Below are 20,341 nucleotides of genomic sequence, written 5' to 3'. Positions count from 1 at the left end.
CAACGCTTCAGCTTTTTCAGAAGTCCAGGCAGGGCCGCTGCGACGGCCCTCGCCTTCCCGGAGTACCGCACCATGACGCTTGCAGTCCAGTTCACCAACGTTTCCCGCACCTTCGGCGACGTGAAGGCCGTTGACCGGGTCTCCATCGACATCCAGGACGGCGAGTTCTTTTCCATGCTCGGCCCTTCAGGCTCGGGCAAGACCACCTGCCTGCGCCTGATCGCCGGGTTCGAGCAGCCGAGCGCCGGCTCGATCCGCATCCACGGCGCCGAAGCCGCCGGGCTGCCGCCCTACCAGCGCGACGTCAACACCGTGTTCCAGGATTACGCGCTGTTTCCGCACATGAACGTGCGGGACAACGTCGCCTACGGCCTGAAGGTCAAGGGCGTGAGCAAGACCGAACGCCACCAGCGCGCCGAAGAGGCCCTGGAGATGGTCGCCCTCGGCGGCTACGGCGAGCGCAAGCCGGTGCAGCTGTCCGGCGGCCAGCGCCAGCGCGTCGCCCTCGCCCGCGCCCTGGTCAACCGTCCCCGCGTGCTGCTGCTCGACGAGCCCTTGGGCGCCCTCGACCTCAAGCTGCGCGAGCAGATGCAGAGCGAGCTGAAAAAGCTGCAGCGCCAGCTCGGCATCACCTTCATCTTCGTCACCCACGACCAGACCGAAGCGCTGTCGATGTCCGACCGCGTGGCGGTGTTCAACAAGGGCCGGATCGAACAGGTCGACACCCCGCGCAACCTGTACATGAAACCGACCACCACCTTCGTCGCCGAGTTCGTCGGCACCTCCAACGTGATCCGCGGCGACCTGGCCCGCCAGCTCAGCGGCCACCCGCAGCCGTTCTCGATCCGCCCGGAGCACGTGCGCTTCGCCGAAGGCCCGCTGGCCGGCCACGAGATCGAAGTCAGCGGCCTGCTCCACGACATCCAGTACCAGGGCAGCGCCACCCGCTATGAGCTGAAACTGGACAACGGCCAGACCCTGAGCGTCAGCCAGGCCAACAGCCAGTGGACCGACACGGGCGCGCAGCACCGCACCGGCCAGCGCATCAGCGCACGCTGGGCGCGGGAGGCGATGATCCCGCTGCACGACACCGTCGCGGGCGGGGTGTGAGATGAACACCATGGTTCTCCCCCAGACGGCGCCGCTGCGCAGGTTCTCCAACCTGCTGTACCGCAAGCCCAACCTGTACCTGTCGCTGCTGCTGGTGCCGCCGCTGCTGTGGTTCGGCGCGATCTACCTGGGCTCGCTGCTGGTGCTGCTGTGGCAGGGTTTCTACACCTTCGACGACTTCACCATGGCGGTCACCCCCGACCTGACCCTGGCCAACTTCGCGGCGCTGTTCCAGCCGTCGAACTTCGACATCATCCTGCGCACCCTGAGCATGGCGATCGCCGTGTCGGTGGCCAGCGCCGTCGTGGCGTTCCCGATCGCCTACTACATGGCGCGCTACACCACCGGCAAGACCAAGGCGTTCTTCTACATCGCGGTGATGATGCCGATGTGGGCCAGCTACATCGTCAAGGCCTACGCCTGGACGCTGCTGCTGGCCAAGGGCGGCGTGGCGCAGTGGTTCGTCCAGCACCTGGGGCTGGAGCCGGTGCTGCAGGTGATCCTCGGCATTCCCGGCGTGGGCGGCAGCACGCTGTCCACCTCGCACCTGGGACGGTTCATGGTGTTCGTCTACATCTGGCTGCCGTTCATGATCCTGCCGATCCAGGCCTCGCTGGAACGCCTGCCGCCGTCGCTGCTGCAAGCGTCCGCCGACCTCGGCGCCAAGCCGCGCCAGACCTTCATGCAGGTGATCCTGCCGCTGTCGGTGCCGGGCATCGCCGCCGGCTCGATCTTCACGTTTTCCCTGACCCTGGGCGACTTCATCGTGCCGCAGCTGGTGGGCCCGCCGGGCTACTTCGTCGGCAGCATGGTCTACGCCCAGCAGGGCGCCATCGGCAACATGCCCATGGCCGCGGCGTTCACCCTGGTGCCGATCGTGCTGATCGCGGTCTACCTGTCCATCGTCAAACGCCTGGGGGCCTTCGATGCACTCTGAAAAAGCTTCCCTGGGCTTGCGCGCAGCCGCCTGGGGCGGGTTGGCGTTCCTGCACTTCCCGATCCTGATCATCTTCCTCTACGCCTTCAACACCGAAGACGCGGCGTTCAGCTTTCCGCCCAAGGGCTTCACCCTGCACTGGTTCAGCGTGGCCTTCGGGCGGCCCGACGTGCTGGAGGCGATCAAGCTGTCGCTGCAGATCGCGGCCATCGCCACGCTGATCGCCCTGGTGCTCGGCACCCTGGCGTCGGCGGCGCTGTACCGCCGGGACTTCTTCGGCAAGCAGGGCATTTCGCTGATGCTGATCCTGCCGATCGCGCTGCCGGGGATCATCACCGGGATCGCGCTGCTGGCGACCTTCAAGACGCTGGGGATCGAGCCTGGGATGTTCACCATCGTCACCGGCCACGCGACCTTCTGCGTGGTGATCGTCTACAACAACGTCATCGCCCGCCTGCGCCGCACGTCCCACAGCCTGATCGAGGCCTCGATGGACCTGGGCGCCGACGGCTGGCAGACCTTCCGCTACATCATCCTGCCCAACCTGGGCTCGGCCCTGCTCGCCGGCGGCATGCTGGCGTTCGCCCTGTCGTTCGACGAAATCATCGTCACCACCTTCACCGCAGGCCACGAACGCACCCTGCCGCTGTGGCTGCTCAACCAGCTCAGCCGCCCGCGGGACGTGCCGGTGACCAACGTCGTGGCGATGCTGGTGATGCTGGTGACCATGCTGCCGATCCTGGGCGCCTATTACCTGACCCGGGGCGGCGAAAGCGTGGCGGGCAGCGGCGGCAAATGAACACCTGACAGACACGCCCCTTCCCACCAGGGGCCATTCGGATCAAGCAGAAAAACAAAGGTGCTAGAGAGGACATGACCATGCAAACGCAACTCCTGATCAACGGCCAGCTCGTCACCGGCGAAGGCCCGGCGCAACCGGTGCTCAACCCCGCCCTCGGCGAGGTGCTGGCGGAGATCAACGAAGCCACCGAGGCCCAGGTCGATGCCGCCGTGCGCGCCGCCGACGGCGCCTTCGCCGCGTGGTCGCAGACCACCCCGAAAGACCGTTCGCTGCTGCTGCTCAAACTCGCCGACGCCATCGAAGCCCACGGCGAGGAACTGGCGAAGCTGGAATCGGACAACTGCGGCAAGCCCTACAGCGCAGCCCTCAACGACGAGATCCCGGCGATCGCCGACGTGTTCCGCTTCTTCGCCGGCGCCAGCCGTTGCCTGAGCGGCTCGGCCGGCGGCGAGTACCTGCCCGGCCACACCTCGATGATCCGCCGCGACCCGGTGGGCGTGATCGCCTCCATCGCGCCGTGGAACTACCCGCTGATGATGGTCGCCTGGAAAATCGCCCCGGCCCTCGCCGCCGGCAACACCGTGGTGCTCAAGCCGTCGGAGCAGACCCCGCTGACCGCGCTGCGCCTGGCCCAACTGGCGGCGGACATCTTCCCGGCCGGCGTGCTCAACCTGGTGTTCGGCCGCGGCCCGAGCGTCGGCCAGCCGCTGGTCACCCACCCGAAAGTGCGCATGGTGTCGCTGACCGGCTCCATCGCCACCGGCGCCCACATCATCAGCGACACCGCCGAGAGCGTTAAACGCATGCACATGGAGCTGGGCGGCAAGGCCCCGGTGATCATCTTCGACGACGCCGACATCGACGCCGCCGTCGAAGGCATCCGCACCTTCGGCTTCTACAACGCCGGCCAGGACTGCACCGCCGCGTGCCGCATCTACGCGCAGCAGGGCATCTACGACAAGTTCGTCGAGAAGCTCGGCGCCGCGGTCAGCACCATCAAGCATGGCTTGCAGAACGATCCGTCCACCGAACTGGGCCCGCTGATCACCGCCCAGCACCGCGACCGCGTGGCCGGGTTCGTCGAGCGTGCGGTGGCGCAGCCGCACATCCGGCTGGTCACCGGCGGCAAGAAGGTCGAGGGCAACGGCTTCTTCTTCGAGCCGACCGTGCTGGCCGACGTGCAGCAGGACGACGAAATCGTGCGCCGCGAAGTGTTCGGGCCGGTGGTGTCGGTGACTAAGTTCACCGACGAGGCCCAGGCGCTGGAATGGGCCAACGATTCGGACTACGGCCTGGCGTCCTCGGTGTGGACCGCCGACGTCGGCCGCGCCCATCGCCTGTCGGCGCGGCTGCAGTACGGCTGCACCTGGGTCAACACCCACTTCATGCTCGTCAGCGAAATGCCCCATGGCGGTCAGAAACTGTCCGGGTACGGCAAGGACATGTCCATGTACGGGCTGGAGGACTACACCACCGTGCGGCATGTGATGTTCAAGCACTGACGGGGCGCTGCTCCCATCGTTGAAATGCAGTCCCTTGAGCAAGCCACTGCCCTGCGGCGCCAGGGATGACGCCATCGCCAGCAGGCCGGCTTCCACAGGGATCTTGGTTGAATGCTGCTTTTGCAGTCACTGCAGAACAATGTGGGAGCCCGCCTGCCGGCGATGACGGCGCCACGGTTTCAACGCACCACCTGACTTCACCGCGACACCCAAAACAATAACCACCGATCCGGGCGGCGCCTGCACGGCCCCGCCACGGCTTCGGCCATCCGGAATCTGCCGATCCTGCGGAGCGAACACCCATGAGCGCGTCACCCGAACTCTCCACCGCCGTCGCCGACAACGATGCCGAACAGCTGCGTCAGCTGGGCTACACCTCCAACTTCAACCGCAGCATGAGCCTGTGGGAGAACTTCGCCCTGGGCTTCACCTACCTGTCGCCGGTCGTCGGCGTGTACACCCTGTTCGGCCTGTGCCTGGCGGCCGGCGGGCCGCCGATGTTCTGGGCCTACCTGCTGGTGGGCTGCGGCCAGTTGCTGGTGTGCCTGATCTTCGGCGAGGTGGTCTCGCAGTTCCCGATCTCCGGCGGCGTCTACCCGTGGGCCCGGCGCCTGGTCGGCAAGAAATGGGCGTGGATGGTCGGCTGGATCTACTCCATCGCCCTGTGCGTGACCATCGCGGCGGTGGCGGTGGGCGCCGGCCCTTACCTGGCGGCCATGATGGGCTTCGAGCCGAGCAACAACACCAACATCGTCATCGCCCTGGCGCTGACGTTGTTCGCCACGCTGGTCAACCTCAGCGGCACCAAGACCCTGGCGCGGATCGCCATGTTCGGCTTCCTCTGCGAGCTGGTCGGCGCGGTGATCGTCGGCGTGTACCTGCTGATCTTCGAACGCCACCAGCCGCTCGGCGTACTGTTCGATACGTTCGACATCAGTGTCGACGGCTCCTACCTGCCGGCCTTCCTCACCGCCTCGCTGGCGGGGATGTTCCTCTACTACGGCTTCGAGGCCTGCGGCGACGTCGCCGAAGAGACCCCGAACCCGAGCAAGCGGATCCCGGTGGCCATGCGCATGACCATCTACATCGGCGGCATCGCGGCGATGTTCGCCTGCCTTGCGCTGATCCTCGCCGTGCCGGACATGCAGGCGGTGATCAACGGCACCGACAAGGACCCGGTCACCACCATCCTCAACAACGCCTTCGGCCCGGTGGGCTCGAAAGTGGTGATGGGCGTGGTGATGATTTCCTTCATCTCCTGCGTCATCAGCCTGCAAGCGGCGGCGAGCCGTCTGCTGTATTCCTACGCCCGTGACGAGATGGTGATCGGCAGCCGACTGCTGAAACGGATTTCTCCCACAACCCAGGTTCCGGTGGCGGCGCTGTTCGTGTCCGGCGTCCTGCCCGGCCTGATCATCGCCTTGGGCTTCTTCCTGCAGGACGCCGTGGCCACCATCGTCAGCTTCGCCGCCATCGGCATCTACCTGGCGTTCCAGATGATCGTGCTGGCGGCGCTGTACGCGCGGACCAAAGGCTGGAAACCGAACGGCAGGTTCACCCTCGGCGCCTGGGGCTGGCCGGTGAACGTCGGCGCGTTGGCGTACGGCGTCGGCGCCATCGTCAACATGGCCTGGCCGCGCACGCCGGACGCGGCGTGGTACATCAACTACGCGATGGTGCTGAGCACCGCCATCGTGGTGGGGTTGGGCCTGCTGTACATGTGGATCGGCAAGCCGTACGACCACGGCAAGGCGCCGGCCGGGGATGCGTGGAAGGTGGGGCGCTGAAAACAGGGCGCTTGCCGTTGGATGCCTGCGGCGAGGGAGCGTGCTCCCTCGCCGCAACTTCCTGTTTCAGAACCGCGAAACGCTGCGCATCGCATCCACCAGATAGCGCATCGCGATCCGGTCGCTTTCCGACAGCTCGCGGTAGCGCTCCACCAGTTTCAGTTCCTCGGAGCTGAGCCTGCGCCTTCGCCGGCTGCCCAGGCAGGGAAAGATGCCCAACATTTCGGTGATGCCTTGTGCTTTTGCCATGGACGATGTCCTTCTCCAATACGTCAAAGAATTTCCTGAAAACCGCATCGCCCTGCTCCCTTCAGGAGCGATCTTTGCCCCCGCCGGCCCGACGGACCGTGGCCGGCCATGCCCCTAGGATAGAAATTTAATCGGCGCTGGAAAGCGGTTTTTAGAGTAATTAATCGAAAAAAGCAGAAATGCCCTCTAAATCAGAAAAGCCTGTCGGATTAATTAACCGTAACGTCTTGTTTCATTGAGACGCTAGCGCCGTGCTATCAACGAATTTTGCAATTCAAGCGAACGGTTTAAGCTAGCGCGCATCTGTTTATAGTCCGCAGCGTTTGGCCGAAGGCTTGTCCGAACCGTAATTTCTGATCCAGCACGTGCCAGGAACGGCGCGGGATTGCCCACGACAGGTTGTATCTATGCACCGCAGGAATTTGCTCAAAGCGTCCATGGCCATTGCGGCTTACACCGGTCTTTCCGCCAGCGGCCTGCTGGCCGCCCGGGCCTGGGCAGCCAGCGGCGCCGCCGACGGCGAGGCGCAGGCCTTCGACTTCGAGACGCTCAAGCGCCAGGCCAAGCAATTGGCCGGCAGCGGCTATCAGGACACCAAGCAGGTGCTGCCGCCGACCCTGGCGACCATGACCCCGCAGAACTTCAACGCCATCCGCTACGACGGCGAGCATTCTTTGTGGAAGGACAACAAGGGCCAGCTCGATGTGCAGTTCTTCCACGTCGGCATGGGCTTCCGCCAGCCGGTGCGCATGTACAGCGTCGATACCAAGACCCGCATGGCCCGCGAAGTGCACTTCCGGCCGTCGCTGTTCAACTACGAGAACACCTCGGTCGACACCCAGCAGCTCAAGGGCGACCTGGGCTTCGCCGGCTTCAAGCTGTTCAAGGCGCCGGAGCTGGACCGCCACGACGTGGTGTCGTTCCTCGGCGCCAGCTACTTCCGCGCGGTGGACGCCACTGGCCAATATGGCCTGTCGGCCCGTGGCCTGGCCATCGACACCTACGCCAAGAAGCGCGAAGAGTTCCCCGACTTCACCAAGTTCTGGTTCGAGACCCCTGACCAGAACGCCACCCGCTTCGTGGTCTACGCCCTGCTCGACTCGCCGAGCGCCACCGGCGCGTATCGCTTCGACATCGATTGCCAGGCCGAGCGCGTGGTGATGGAGGTCGACGCCCACGTCAACGCCCGCACCGCCATCGACCAGCTGGGCATCGCACCGATGACCAGCATGTTCAGCTGCGGCACCCACGAGCGGCGCATGTGCGACACCATCCACCCGCAGATCCACGACTCGGACCGCCTGGCCATGTGGCGCGGCAACGGCGAGTGGATCTGCCGCCCGCTGAACAACCCGGCGACCCTGCAGTTCAACGCCTTTTCCGACAAGGATCCGAAAGGCTTCGGCCTGGTGCAGACTGACCACGAGTTCGCCAACTACCAGGACACCGTGGACTGGTACAGCCGTCGCCCGAGCCTGTGGGTCGAGCCGACGACCCCATGGGGCGAAGGTTCGGTCGACCTGCTGGAGATCCCGACCACCGGCGAGACCATGGACAACATCGTGGCCTTCTGGACGCCGAAGAAACCGGTGGCCGCCGGCGACTCGCTGAACTACGGCTACAAACTCTACTGGAGTGCCCTGCCGCCGGTCGGCACGCCGCTGGCACGGGTGCACGCCACCCGCTCCGGCATGGGCGGCTTCACCGAGGGCTGGGCGCCGGGCGAGCACTACCCTGAGGTCTGGGCCCGCCGCTTTGCCGTGGACTTCACCGGCGGCGGCCTGGAGCGCCTGCCGCAGGGCACCGGGATCGAACCGGTGGTCACCTGCTCCAACGGCAAGGTGCAGGACTTCAGCGTGCTGGCGCTGGACGACATCAAGGGCTACCGGATCCTGTTCGACTGGTACCCGACCAACGACAGCGTGGATCCTGTGGAACTGCGCCTGTTCATCCGCACCAACGACCGCACCCTGAGCGAGACCTGGCTGTACCAGTACTTCCCGCCGGCGCCGGACAAGCGCAAGTACACCTGAAGCTTTGCGGCGCCATCACTGGCGCCATCGCGGGCAAGCCCGCTCCCACAGTGATCGGGGGATGCTCAACACTGTTGTGCTCCCACATGACCTGTGGGAGCGGGCTTGCCCGCGATAGGGCCCGCACAGCCGACTCAGCCCAGCGGGCAATACAGGTGAATGTCCAGCGGCTCAAGCTCGAACAGTTCGGGATCCGGCCGCTCCAGCAGCCGACACCCCTGGCGCAGATAGAACTCCACGGTATTGCGCGACTCGGTGGCGGAGACGTACAGCGCCTGCGCCCCCGTTTCCCGCCCCTGCCCGCAGGCCAGGGCAAACAGCCGCGACCCCAGCCCGCGCCCCCGCCAGCCATGGCTGATGTGCAGGAACTTCAACTGGCGCATGCGCAGGTTCCCGTTGCGGATGACCCGGTTATCCACAACCGCCGCCGCCACCAGCGCCGCCCCGTCGAACACGCCGTGAAACCAGCCGCCGCGCCTGAAGCATTCCGTCAGCGTCACGGCATCGCGCTGCGCTTCGCCCTCCGGCCAGCCGCGCATGTCGTAATGCACCGGGTACAGCACCAGCCCGCCGTTCTCCAGGCGATAGCACTGCTCGATCAGTTCGGTGCGGTCGATCAGCGCCAGCAGCGGCAGATCACCTTCGGTCAGGGCGCGTTCGTTCAGCATGCGGGGCTCATTCCTTTGCGTTCACGTTTCGGCAGGCCAGAAAAAACCCGCCGTACCTGCGGCGGGTCTTTATAGGCCTGAGCGGGCCTGCGATCAATCCCGCAGGTCTGACTCGTGGATCGGCTGGTCGCGGTGGGTCGCGCGCTGGTACTGCGCCGGCCAGGTCGCCTTGCGTCCGCCCAGGTCGTCGTCGGCGTGCAGCGGCCAGTACGGGTCGCGCAGCAGTTCGCGGGCAAGGAAGATGATGTCGGCCTGACAGGTGCGCAGGATGTGCTCGGCCTGGGCCGGCTCGGTGATCATGCCCACGGTGCCTGTGGATATCCCCGACTCCTTGCGCACCCGTTCGGCGAACCGGGTCTGATAGCCGGGCCCCACCGGGATCTCGGCGTTCGCGGCGGTGCCGCCCGACGACACATCGACCAGATCGGCGCCCAGCGCCTTCAGGCGCCGCGCCAACTCCACCGTCTCGTCCGGATTCCAGCCGTCCTCCACCCAGTCGGTGGCCGACACCCGGACGAACACCGGCAACTCCTCCGGCCACACCGCCCGCACCGCCTCGGTGACTTGCAGCACCAGCCGGATGCGGTTCTCGAACGAGCCGCCGTACTGGTCACGCCGCTGATTGCTCAACGGCGACAGGAACTGATGCAGCAGATAGCCGTGGGCGGCATGCACCTCGGCCACCTTGAACCCCGCCGCCAACGCTCGCTTGGCCGCCGCGACGAAGGCCTGGACGATCTCGCCGACCTGCCCTTCATCGAGCGGCCTGGGTTGGGTGTGCTGCGGGTCGAACGCGATCGGCGACGGCCCCACCGGCGTCCAGCCGCCGTCTTCCGGCTTGACGCTGCCGTGCTTGCCCAGCCACGGACGGAACGTGCTGGCCTTGCGCCCGGCATGGGCCAGCTGAATGCCGGCCACGGCGCCCTGGGCGGTGATGAAACGGGTGATGCGTTGCAGGGGCTCGATCTGCTCGTCGTTCCACAGACCGAGGTCCTGCGCGGTGATCCGGCCGTCGGCGGTGACCGCCGTGGCTTCGGTGAAGACCAGGCCGGCGCCGCCCACCGCACGGCTGCCGAGGTGAACCAGATGCCAGTCGTTGGCCAGGCCGTCGACGCTGGAGTACTGGCACATCGGCGACACGGCGATGCGGTTGGGCAGGGTCAGTTGGCGAAGGGTGAAGGGCTCAAGCAGCAGACTCATGGGGCACCTCTCAATTCAGTGGGCAGGCTCCAGGGTTCTGTTTGAAAAGTCGACGAGTGACAGGAAAGGATGCAGCACCCGCCCCCGCGGGCAAAAAACTCGACAAGACGTCACAAGGCCAATCAAGCAGTGCTTAGAGCCTAGACGACATCCGCGGAGGATGGCGGCGTCCCGCAAGCTTTCGCTGCCCTGCGGCGAGGGAGCTTGCTCCCGCTGGGCGGCGAAGCCGCCCCAATCCGCGGGCAACAGATGACGACGGCTGCGCCGCCGGGCGGGAGCAAGCTCCCTCGCCACAAAGCCCTTGGCGCTAGCGCGGCTCGATGTGGGCGATCATCAGCTGCACGGTCTCATTGCCGCGGAACTCGTTGAGGTCGAGCTTGTAGGCCAGTTCCACCCATTTGATGGTCGGGTTCGGCCAGATGTCGCGGTCGATGCCGAACGCGATGCCGTCCAGCTTCACCGACCCGCATTCGCTCCTGAGCACCACCTTGAGGTGCCGTTCGCCGACCACCCGCTGCTCGACCAACTGGAACACGCCATGGAACAGCGGCTCCGGGAAGTGCTGCCCCCAGGGGCCGGCATGGCGCAGGGCGCGGGCCAGTTCCAGGTGGAACTCCTCCACCGCCAGCGTGCCGTCCGACAGCAGGCGCCCGGTGAGGTCCTCTTCACGGAGCTGGCGACGCACCTCCGCGTCGAAGGCTTCGGCGAACTGCGGAAAATGCTCCTGCGGCAAGGTCAGGCCCGCCGCCATCGCGTGACCGCCGTACTTGGTGATCAGGTGCGGATGCTGCGCCGCCACCACGCTCAGGGCATCGCGGATGTGGAAGCCCTGCACCGAACGGCCCGAGCCCTTGAGCAGACCGTCGCCGGCATCGGCGAAGGCGATGGTCGGGCGGTGATAACGCTCTTTCATCCGCGAGGCGAGGATGCCGATCACCCCTTGGTGCCACTCCGGGTCGAACAGGCACAGGCCGAACGGCATCGACTCCACCGGCAGGTCCTTGAGCTGGGCCATGGCCTCACGCTGCATGCCCTGCTCGATGGACTTGCGGTCCTGGTTCATGCCGTCCAGCTGCGCGGCCATGTCCCCGGCCAGCGCGGCATCCTGGGTCAGCAGGCATTCGATGCCCAGGCTCATGTCGTCGAGCCGGCCGGCCGCGTTGAGGCGCGGGCCGACGATGAAGCCAAGGTCCGTGGAGGTGATGCGCGACGCATCGCGCTTGGCCACTTCCAGGATCGCCTTGATCCCCGGCCGCGCGCGCCCGGCGCGGATCCGCTCCAGCCCCTGATGCACCAGGATCCGGTTGTTGGCGTCCAGCGGCACCACGTCGGCGACGCTGCCCAGGGCCACCAGGTCCAGCAGTTCGCCGATGTTCGGCTGCGGCTGGCTGTCGTAGCGGCCGAGGCTGCGCAGGCGTGCGCGCAAGGCCATCAGCACATAGAAAATCACCCCGACCCCGGCCAACGCCTTGCTCGGGAATTCGCAGCCGGGCTGGTTCGGGTTGACCAGCGCGTCGGCCTGCGGCAGTTCATCGCCGGGCAAGTGGTGATCGGTGATCAGCACCTTGAACCCGGCCCGCTTCGCCGCCGCCACGCCGTCGACGCTGGAGATGCCGTTGTCGACCGTGATCAGCAGGTGCGGCTCGCGGGTCTTGGCCACCTCGACGATTTCCGGGGTCAGGCCGTAGCCGTAGTCGAAACGGTTCGGCACCAGGTAATCCACGTGGGCCGCCCCCAACAGACGCAGGCCCAGCACGCCCACGGTGCTGGCGGTCGCGCCGTCGGCGTCGAAGTCGCCGACGATCAGGATCCGCTGCCGAAGGTCCAGCGCCGTCACCAGCAGATCCACCGCCGCGTCGATGCCCTTGAGCTGCTGGAACGGAATCAACCGCGCCAGGCTCTTGTCCAGTTCCGCCTCGGACCGCACGCCCCGCGCCGCGTACAGGCGGGTCAGCAGCGGCGGCAGATCGCCGAGGAAAGGCAGGGTTTCAGGCAACGGGCGAGGTTCGATACGCATGGGGCGACAGGTATTTCTCTTGAATGGGTGGGAATCCGTGAGCGGTCCGGCCTCAGCCGCGGTCGCCCAGCAGCCAGGTCAGCTGGACTTCGTGCTGACCGCGGTCGTCGGTCACGAACACCGTGCCCTCGCTGATCATCACGTCCCACTTGATGGCACGCGGCATGTCGGTGGCCAGGGCTTCCAGCGCCTCCTGCGGCACGGCGGCGATGTTGACGTTCTTCAGCGTCTTGACCGCCGGCACCACCTTGCCTTCCCACACGCGCAGGCTGCCGTAGGCCAGCAGGCTGGTGCGTTCGGTGCGGCGCGAGCACCAGGTCAGGCGCTCGGCGTCCGGCTGGCCGACTTCGATCCAGTGCAGGATACGGTCGTCCAGGCTCTTTTCCCACAGCGCTGCTTCGTCCACGTCCGACAGACCACGGCCAAACGACAGGTTCTCGTTGTACCAGAGGGCGTAGGCCAGCAGCCGAACGGCCATGCGTTCTTCGGTTTCCGAAGGGTGACGGGCGATGGTCTGCTTCACGCTCTCGTAGACGTTGCGGTCGAGGTCGGTGAGGTTCAGTTCGAATTTGTAGGTGGTGGACGGCTGGGCCATGGACGGGCTTCTTGAGACGTGGAAAGTCGGCCAGTCTAACCGATGCTGCAGGCAATCCACGAATTGATGGCGATCAACCTTGCGCGTCTGACAGCCGGCTATGTTAAAACGCTGTATCCGCCACGCCTTGTCCTACAGGATTCAGCATGCCGTTCTCCAGCAAACCGCTCAGCGGTCTGAAAGTCATCGAATTGGGTACATTGATTGCCGGCCCCTTTGCCTCGCGCATCTGCGGCGAATTCGGCGCCGACGTGATCAAGGTCGAATCGCCGGACGGCGGCGATCCGTTGCGCAAGTGGCGCAAGCTGTATGAAGGCACGTCGCTGTGGTGGTTCGTCCAGGCCCGCAACAAGAAGTCCCTGACCCTGAACCTCAAGCACCCGGACGGTTTGGCGATCCTCAAGCAACTGCTGGCCGAGGCCGACATCCTGATCGAGAACTTCCGTCCCGGCGTGCTGGAGAAACTCGGCCTGGGCTGGGACACCCTGCACGCGCTCAACCCGAAACTGGTGATGGTGCGCCTGTCCGGCTTCGGCCAGACCGGCCCCATGAAGGATCAGCCGGGTTTCGGCGCAGTGGGCGAATCCATGGGTGGCTTGCGCTACATCACAGGCTTCGAGGACCGGCCGCCGGTGCGCACCGGCATCTCCATCGGCGATTCGATCGCCGCGCTGTGGGGCGTGATCGGCGCCCTGATGGCCCTGCGTCACCGTGAGGTCAACGGCGGCCTCGGCCAGGTGGTCGACGTGGCGCTGTACGAAGCGATTTTCGCCATGATGGAAAGCATGGTGCCGGAGTTCGACGTGTTCGGCTTCATCCGCGAGCGCACCGGCAACATCATGCCGGGCATCACCCCCTCATCGATCCACACCAGCGCCGACGGCAAACATGTGCAGATCGGCGCCAACGGCGATGCGATCTTCAAGCGCTTCATGCAGATCATCGGCCGCGACGACCTGGCCAACGACCCGGCGCTGGCCAGCAACGACGGGCGCGACAGCCGCCGCGACGAGCTGTACGGCGTGATCGACCGCTGGGTCAATTCATTGCCGCTGGCCCAGGTGCTGGAGAAGCTGAACGAGGCCGACGTCCCCGCCAGCCGCATCTTCAGCGCCGAAGACATGTTCAGCGATCCGCAATACCTGGCCCGGGAAATGTTCCTGCAGGCCAACCTGCCGGACGGAAAACCCTTCAAGATGCCGGGCATCGTGCCGAAACTCTCTGAAACGCCCGGCACCTCCGAATGGGTCGGGCCGCAGTTGGGCGAACACAACGCACAGGTGCTCCAGGGTCTTGGCTACGACGACGAGCGGATCGCCCGGCTGCGCGAAGACGGAGCCATTTAAGCTGAAGCCCCGGATGAACCAGACGCACAACCGCGCCCGTCACTGGTGGACGTGGCGGTTGTTCGGCCTGCTTTTCCTGCTCGCGCTCCCGGCCTGGGCCCAGGCCAAGCCTACGCTGATCTGGCTGTTGCGCGACCTGCCGCCGCTGACCATCTTCGAAGGCCCGAAGAAAGGCCAGGGCGTGATCGACCAATTGATGCCGATGCTGATCGCCGGGATGCCGCAGTACGAACACACGCTGATGCGGGTCAACCGCGCCCGTGGCCTGCAGATGCTGCATGAACACCCCTTCGCTTGCGACCCCTCGCTGCTCTGGAACAAGGAGCGGGCACAGTGGATCGCCTTTTCCATACCGGCCGTCCGGGCGGTCAGCAACGGTCTGGTGGTCCGGCGACAGGACCGCGAGGTGCTGACGCCGTTCCTGGCCGACGGCGCAGTCGACCTGACGGCGCTGCTGGCCAGCGGCGAGAAGAAGGTCGGGGTGGTGGCCGAACGCAGCTATGGCGATTACCTCGACACCCTGCTGCGGCAGGCTCCGGCCAATGCCCTGACCCCGCATTACGGCAACGATGCCGTGAGCAGCCTGCTGTCCATGCAGCGCCTTGGCCGACTGCAGGTGGTGCTGGGCTACTGGCCGGAGATCCGCTACCAGGCCCGGCAGGCCGACATCGACGAAGAGGAGTTGCTGTTCTTTCCGATCCTCGGCGCAGACAAGTACCTGTCGAGCCACGTCGGCTGCACCGACACCACCCAGGGCCGGCAGGCGATCACCGAGATCGACCGGTTGCTGCGCACCCTCCCCCATGAGCAGTTGAACCGGCTGTACGCCGACTGGCTGGATCCCGACATGCGCGACGACTACCTCGAGCAGGCACGGGTGTTCTTCCAGCAACAGTCCGCCCCCTGAATTCCAGGCAAAAAGAAACCCCGAGAAGTGGGGAGTCGACTCGGGGTCAAACGTGGCCTTCAACAGAGGCCCGTGGCGGCAGGCGACAAGCACCGGAGCACAATGCTTGATCCTGCTGCCATGGGTCTGACTGACGGGAGCGCAGGAAGGTTCCCACAAAAATGCCTTCGATCTCAGAGGGCCGGAGGGCGAAGCGCCCCCACATTGCGCAAGGCCGCGATGACGCAAGGCTCCAACCGCCCTTCGGCGATCAGCAGGTCTCGGTGCAGGCCGTCGACCACGTCCGTCAGCTGACGCTTGTCGCCCAATTGAGCCCGGTTGAATCCGCGCTTCAGCACGAGGATGCCCTCGGGGTTCCTCAGCGTCACCTGGCAATCGCCGTTCTGACCGCTCGGCGTCACCGTCACCTGATAGGGGCTCAGCGCCTCGCCCAGCAAAAGACTGATACTTTCCATCTGGATCTCCACTCGTTCGTCCGGCAGCGAAGTGCCTTGGGCGTGTACACCGTGAATGACCCGCGATCCGGGAAGAAAGTTCTGCCAGCGGAACCTCCGGACCTGCGCGCCGCCAATGCATCAGAGCATGCGCGGCGAAGATGACAGGAACATAACCGTCCGCTCAGGCGCTCGCCGATTGCCTTGCGGTCTGGAGGTAACGGTCCAGCAGCCCCCGCATCAGCACCGCCGATACCGGCGACTGCAACCGCCCCAGCAAGGCGAGCCCGTGATCCCGGGACAGGACGTCGAGGTCCGCCGACAGGCTCGGCGCGACATTGCCCAGCTGTATCAGCGCCCGCGCCCGCTTCTCGACCGCCAGATGGCGGATCAGCGCCAGGCCGTCCCCTCCCTTGAGCTGCGGATCGCAGATGGCGATGTCGACCGTGCCCCGGCACTTGAGCGAACGGAGCGCCGAACCGAGCGTCGGGGCCGTCAGCACATCGTAGATGCCGACGGCGTTGAGCATCTGGTGCAGGGCCATCAACCGGAATGGATTGTGTTCGAGTATCAGGATCTTGAGCGCGCGCATGGACGACCTCCGGGACGACAATCGCGGACTCTCACCGCATGTGCCGTCCACTCTAGGCCAGCCTCCCTTCAGACGCCCATCAGAAAAGTGGTCACGTTTTATAGGACGTTTCCTAGTTTTTTCGCGGACATCCCGACCCGCCCTCCGCCTTGCGCTGGTTGATGTCCGTCCAGCCTCCGACCAGGCCCCGCAGCTGGCCATCGACGCCGTAGAAGGGCACGGTCCACTGATAGATGTCCCTCAAACCGCCCTTGAACAGCAACTGGCGTTTGCTGAAGCGAGTCTTGCGCGAGCCCATCTGCTCCATGAACTCGTCGTGCAGCAACCGGGCGGTCGGCTCAGGCAACGTATCCACGTCGATCAGCCGCCGGCCCTGCACCCGGTCGAACCGCACGGACAGCGTCTCTTCGTAGCTCTTGTTGCACATGACCAGACGCCCCTCCAGATCCCGCACGAACACCGGATCCGGCAAGGCGTCGATCAGGGCGCGCTGAAAGGCCAATTGGTCGCCCAGATGCCTTTCGACGTCCCTGCGCTGCCTGATCACGGCGCTCAACCGCCGGTTCCAGAGCAACGAAAGCAATCCGAAGACGCCCACGAAAAACATGGCCCAGCATCCCCACCAGGTCATCGGGTAGAAGAGCCCGGACTTGGGCGCAGGCGAGATGCCCCCCAGCCACTTCAGGCGGATGGCCCGCAGCTCCTCGGCGGGAAACGCCTCCAGCGCCTTGTTGAGAATGCCCAGCAGTTCGGGCTGGCCCTTGCGCACCGCCAGATGGTCAGCTTCCCACCGGCCCTCGACGGCGCTTCCCACCTTGAGCAGCCCCGAGGGATACAGTTGGGCGCCGATTTCGTTTTCGATGGTGGCGTAGGCTTCCCCGCTTTCCACCAGCGCGCGGGCCTCGGCATAGGTCTTGACCGAGCGCACGCGAATGGCCGGGTACTCCCGGCGGATGACTTCCTCCAACGCATGCCTGGCCGGCAACACCAGCTCCCGGCCGGACAACTGCTCCAGCGACGTCACCACAGGTGCGCCCGACCGGCCGACAAACACCCAGCCGGCCCCGCCGAACGCGTGGCTGAAGTCCAGGAACACCTTGCGTTCGTCATTCATCGCCAGCGTCGTGCTGATGTCCGCCGCCCCGCTTTCCAGCCGCTCAAGCAACTGATCGGTGGAGAACGACTCCTGGTGGACAAACTCGAGCCCGGTCATGGCGCCGATGCGCTTGAGCACATCGTTGTTCAGGCCGCTCCAGTGACCGTGCTCATCCTGGAACAGGTACAGCGGATACTGCACCGACGCGACGACGACTTCGGGGTGTTCGCGAATCCATTGGCGCTCGTCGGCGTCCAGCTCAACGGATGCGGGTGGCGCAACCTCTTCGTCATGCAGCACCAGCTGCGCCGCCTTCCCCTCCTGGGCACCACCCAGCAGCACCATCAGGCACAGGCAGCCAAGCGCTGCCTTCATTTTTTCATAGAACCGCATTGCCACTTCCTTCGTGATCGGCTCACCCGTCCTTTTCTGGGGCGAAAACCCGGGCAGTGTGGCACGCAGGAACAAAAAAGCCCGTCATCGGACGGGCTTCAAAATGTGACAGCTTCGCGGGCCTAAAGCGGCTTGCCGCGGTTGCCATGCTGACTGACAAAGGCCTGCACGGCTTTCAGCTCGTTTGGCAGAACGGTGCAGCGTTCCTCTCGCTCAAACAAATCAGAAAGATGTGCAGGTAGTTCGAGAGCTTTTCCTACACCAGCTTGCTCCACCGCATCCGGGAACTTCACCGGGTGAGCCGTGCCCAGAATCACCATCGGGATGTCCAGGCTGCGACGGCACTCACGGGCGGCCTTCACACCGATGGCGGTGTGCGGATCCAGCACTTCCCCGCACTGCTCGAAGACTTCGGCAATGGTCTCGCAGGTCTGCGCATCGTCCACCGCCAGCGAATCGAACAGTTTGCGGGCCTCGGTCCAGCGCTCCGGCTCGACGCTGAAGCCGCCGCCCTGCTTGAAGGCATCCATCAGGCCGGCGATCGCCGCGCCGTTGCGCCCGTGCAGGTCGAACAGCAGGCGTTCGAAGTTCGACGACACCATGATGTCCATCGACGGCGACAGCGTGGCGTGCAGGGTTTCCTTGACGTACTGGTTGCCGCTCATGAAGCGGTGCAGGATGTCGTTGCGGTTGGTGGCGACGATCAGCTGGTTGATCGGCAGGCCCATGTTGCGCGCCAGGTAGCCGGCGAAGATGTCGCCGAAGTTGCCGGTCGGCACCGAGAACGACACCGAACGCGCAGGACCGCCCAACTGCAGGGCCGCGTGGAAGTAGTAGACGATCTGGGCCATGATCCGCGCCCAGTTGATCGAGTTCACCGCCACCAGGCGCGTGCCCTTGAGGAAGCCCTGGTCGGCGAAGCTGGCCTTGACCATTTCCTGGCAGTCGTCGAAGTTGCCTTCGATGGCGATGTTGTGGATGTTCTCGCCCTGGATCGTGGTCATCTGCCGGCGCTGCACCTCGGACACACGGTTGTGCGGGTGCAGGATGAAGATGTCGACGTTCTCGCAGCGCTTGCAGCCTTCGATGGCGGCCGAACCGGTGTCGCCGGAGGTCGCGCCGACGATCACCACGCGCTCGCCGCGCTTTTCCAGCACATGGTCGAGCAGGCGGCCGAGCAGTTGCAGGGCGAAGTCCTTGAAGGCCAGGGTCGGGCCGTGGAACAGCTCCATCACCCATTCGTTGCCGTTCAGCTGACGCAGCGGCGCGACGGCGCTGTGGGCGAACGCACCGTAGGTTTCTTCGAGGATCTTCTTGAAATCGGCGTCGGCGATGCTGCCGGTGACGAACGGGCGCATGACGCGGAAAGCCAGCTCGTGGTACGGCAGGCCGGCCCAGGAGGCGATCTCCTCCTGGGTGAAGCGTGGCAGGTTTTCCGGGACGTACAGGCCGCCGTCGGTGGCGAGGCCGGCCAGCAGGACGTCTTCGAAATTCAGGGCCGGTGCCTGGCCGCGGGTACTGATGTAGCGCATGTTTTCAAACCTTCGGTTCGAGCCGCGAGTTTCAAGCTGCAAGCAGCAAGGAAAAGCCGAACTGCTTTTGCCTTGCCGCTTGCCGCTTGCCGCTTGCCGCTGCTGTTAATTCAGAGATTCGACACGGATCCGCACGACCGGGCCGACCACGCCCGCCAGGGCTTCGAGGGCGGCGATCGCGTCGTTGATGCGCTGCTCCAGCACGCGGTGGGTCAGCAGGATCATCGGCACCAGGCCGTCGTGTTCCTCGGCCTCTTTCTGCATGATCGACTCGATGTTGATGCCGCGCTCCGACAGGATGCTCGCCACCTGGGCCAGCACGCCCGGATGGTCCTTGGCCTGGATGCGCAGGTAGTACGCGCTTTCGCAGGCTTCGATCGGCAGGATCGGATGGGCCGACAGCGAATCCGGCTGGAAGGCCAGGTGCGGCACGCGGTTCTCCGGGTCGGAGGTCATGGCGCGGACCACGTCCACCAGGTCGGCGATCACCGACGAGGCGGTCGGCTCCATGCCGGCGCCGGCGCCGTAGAACAGGGTCGAACCGGCGGCGTCGCCGTTGACCATCACCGCGTTCATCACACCGTTGACGTTGGCGATCAGGCGGTCGGCCGGAATCAGCGTCGGGTGGACGCGCAATTCGATGCCGGCCGCGGTGCTGCGCGCCACGCCCAGGTGCTTGATGCGGTAGCCCAGCGCTTCGGCGTAGTTCACGTCGGCGGTGGTCAGCTTGGTGATGCCTTCGGTGTACGCCTTGTCGAACTGCAGCGGCACGCCGAACGCGATGGACGCCAGGATCGTCAGCTTGTGCGCCGCGTCGATGCCTTCGACGTCGAAGGTCGGGTCGGCCTCGGCATAGCCCAGCGCCTGCGCCTCGGCCAGCACGTCTTCGAAGGTGCGGCCCTTCTCGCGCATCTCGGTGAGGATGAAGTTGCCGGTGCCGTTGATGATCCCGGCGACCCAGTTGATGCGGTTGGCGGACAGGCCTTCGCGGATCGCCTTGATCACCGGGATGCCGCCGGCCACCGCCGCCTCGAACGCCACGATCACGCCTTTCTCGCGTGCCTTGGCGAAGATTTCATTACCGTGAACGGCGATGAGCGCCTTGTTCGCGGTGACCACATGCTTGCCATTCTCGATGGCC

General features: G+C 65.5%; 18 protein-coding genes. 8 read left to right on the top strand and 10 right to left on the bottom strand.

Translation table 11 applies throughout. The annotated features are described in order from the left end of the window. Positions 1 to 72: 72 nt before the first annotated feature. The 5 genes from ACIP0B_RS17565 (at position 73) to ACIP0B_RS17545 (ending at position 6,138) form a co-directional block, all read left to right on the top strand. Positions 73 to 1,110: an ABC transporter ATP-binding protein gene (locus ACIP0B_RS17565; protein WP_400834238.1), complete on the top strand. Its 1,038-nt coding sequence runs from the start codon at positions 73 to 75 to the stop codon at positions 1,108 to 1,110. A 1-nt stretch (position 1,111) separates the two neighbouring features. After that, entirely contained in the window at positions 1,112 to 2,047 is a 936-nt protein-coding gene (locus tag ACIP0B_RS17560) for an ABC transporter permease (protein ID WP_400834235.1), read from the top strand. After that, positions 2,037 to 2,846 carry an ABC transporter permease gene (locus ACIP0B_RS17555; protein ID WP_085581276.1) on the top strand — a complete coding sequence of 270 codons (810 nt, stop codon included), beginning with the start codon at positions 2,037 to 2,039 and terminating at the stop codon, positions 2,844 to 2,846. The genes ACIP0B_RS17560 and ACIP0B_RS17555 overlap by 11 nt, the downstream gene beginning before the upstream one ends. Before the next feature lie 80 nt (positions 2,847 to 2,926). Next, positions 2,927 to 4,351, top strand: a complete 1,425-nt coding sequence (locus tag ACIP0B_RS17550; RefSeq protein WP_400834232.1) for a gamma-aminobutyraldehyde dehydrogenase — start codon at positions 2,927 to 2,929, stop codon at positions 4,349 to 4,351. 302 nt (positions 4,352 to 4,653) lie between these two features. Continuing rightward, the gene (locus ACIP0B_RS17545) at positions 4,654 to 6,138 is read left to right on the top strand and encodes an APC family permease (protein ID WP_400834229.1); all 1,485 of its coding nucleotides are present in this window, start codon (positions 4,654 to 4,656) and stop codon (positions 6,136 to 6,138) included. Between the two features lie 66 nt (positions 6,139 to 6,204). Here the strand turns inward: ACIP0B_RS17545 and ACIP0B_RS17540 are convergent, their stop codons facing one another. After that, a complete protein-coding gene (locus ACIP0B_RS17540) occupies positions 6,205 to 6,387 on the bottom strand; it encodes a hypothetical protein (RefSeq protein ID WP_085581272.1) in 183 nt (60 codons plus the stop codon). A gap of 407 nt (positions 6,388 to 6,794) precedes the next feature. Here ACIP0B_RS17540 and ACIP0B_RS17535 point away from each other — a divergent pair, with 407 nt between their 5' ends. After that, positions 6,795 to 8,420, top strand: a complete 1,626-nt coding sequence (locus tag ACIP0B_RS17535; RefSeq protein ID WP_400834226.1) for a glucan biosynthesis protein D — start codon at positions 6,795 to 6,797, stop codon at positions 8,418 to 8,420. A gap of 134 nt (positions 8,421 to 8,554) precedes the next feature. Here ACIP0B_RS17535 and ACIP0B_RS17530 read toward each other — a convergent pair whose 3' ends face one another. The 4 genes from ACIP0B_RS17530 to ACIP0B_RS17515 all read right to left on the bottom strand — a co-directional run bounded on the left by ACIP0B_RS17530 (position 8,555) and on the right by ACIP0B_RS17515 (position 12,900). Then, complete coding sequence (locus ACIP0B_RS17530; protein WP_400834224.1) at positions 8,555 to 9,088, bottom strand: GNAT family N-acetyltransferase; 534 nt, start codon at positions 9,086 to 9,088, stop codon at positions 8,555 to 8,557. Between the two features lie 93 nt (positions 9,089 to 9,181). Then, positions 9,182 to 10,288 carry an NADH:flavin oxidoreductase/NADH oxidase gene (locus ACIP0B_RS17525; protein WP_400834221.1) on the bottom strand — a complete coding sequence of 369 codons (1,107 nt, stop codon included), beginning with the start codon at positions 10,286 to 10,288 and terminating at the stop codon, positions 9,182 to 9,184. Between the two features lie 307 nt (positions 10,289 to 10,595). Then, a complete protein-coding gene (gene recJ / locus ACIP0B_RS17520; protein WP_400834218.1) occupies positions 10,596 to 12,305 on the bottom strand; it encodes a single-stranded-DNA-specific exonuclease RecJ in 1,710 nt (569 codons plus the stop codon). A 52-nt stretch (positions 12,306 to 12,357) separates the two neighbouring features. Further along, complete coding sequence (locus ACIP0B_RS17515) at positions 12,358 to 12,900, bottom strand: YaeQ family protein (protein ID WP_085581262.1); 543 nt, start codon at positions 12,898 to 12,900, stop codon at positions 12,358 to 12,360. Positions 12,901 to 13,046: 146 nt separating this feature from the next. Here ACIP0B_RS17515 and ACIP0B_RS17510 point away from each other — a divergent pair, with 146 nt between their 5' ends. Further along, on the top strand, positions 13,047 to 14,246 hold the full coding sequence (locus ACIP0B_RS17510; protein WP_400834215.1) for a CaiB/BaiF CoA transferase family protein: 1,200 nt from the start codon (positions 13,047 to 13,049) through the stop codon (positions 14,244 to 14,246). Between the two features lie 13 nt (positions 14,247 to 14,259). Further along, the gene (locus ACIP0B_RS17505) at positions 14,260 to 15,153 is read left to right on the top strand and encodes a TIGR02285 family protein (protein WP_400834212.1); all 894 of its coding nucleotides are present in this window, start codon (positions 14,260 to 14,262) and stop codon (positions 15,151 to 15,153) included. Positions 15,154 to 15,326: 173 nt separating this feature from the next. Here ACIP0B_RS17505 and ACIP0B_RS17500 read toward each other — a convergent pair whose 3' ends face one another. The 5 genes from ACIP0B_RS17500 to ACIP0B_RS17480 all read right to left on the bottom strand — a co-directional run. Beyond that, entirely contained in the window at positions 15,327 to 15,608 is a 282-nt protein-coding gene (locus ACIP0B_RS17500) for a DUF3509 domain-containing protein (RefSeq protein WP_400834210.1), read from the bottom strand. A gap of 163 nt (positions 15,609 to 15,771) precedes the next feature. Further along, positions 15,772 to 16,179: a response regulator gene (locus ACIP0B_RS17495; protein ID WP_400834207.1), complete on the bottom strand. Its 408-nt coding sequence runs from the start codon at positions 16,177 to 16,179 to the stop codon at positions 15,772 to 15,774. A gap of 112 nt (positions 16,180 to 16,291) precedes the next feature. Further along, complete coding sequence (locus ACIP0B_RS17490) at positions 16,292 to 17,650, bottom strand: transporter substrate-binding domain-containing protein (RefSeq protein ID WP_400834291.1); 1,359 nt, start codon at positions 17,648 to 17,650, stop codon at positions 16,292 to 16,294. 140 nt (positions 17,651 to 17,790) lie between these two features. Beyond that, a complete protein-coding gene (gene thrC, locus ACIP0B_RS17485; RefSeq protein ID WP_400834204.1) occupies positions 17,791 to 19,200 on the bottom strand; it encodes a threonine synthase in 1,410 nt (469 codons plus the stop codon). Positions 19,201 to 19,305: 105 nt separating this feature from the next. Further along, positions 19,306 to 20,341 (bottom strand): homoserine dehydrogenase (locus ACIP0B_RS17480; protein WP_400834202.1); only part of this gene is annotated, 1,036 nt, incomplete at its 5' end.

This window comes from Pseudomonas sp. NPDC089534, from assembly GCF_044749305.1.
In the GTDB taxonomy this organism is placed as follows: Bacteria; Pseudomonadota; Gammaproteobacteria; order Pseudomonadales; family Pseudomonadaceae; genus Aquipseudomonas; species Aquipseudomonas ekonensis.
The sequence above is the reverse complement of the archived record's forward strand: the minus strand, read 5'-3'. Positions and strand labels throughout refer to the sequence as shown.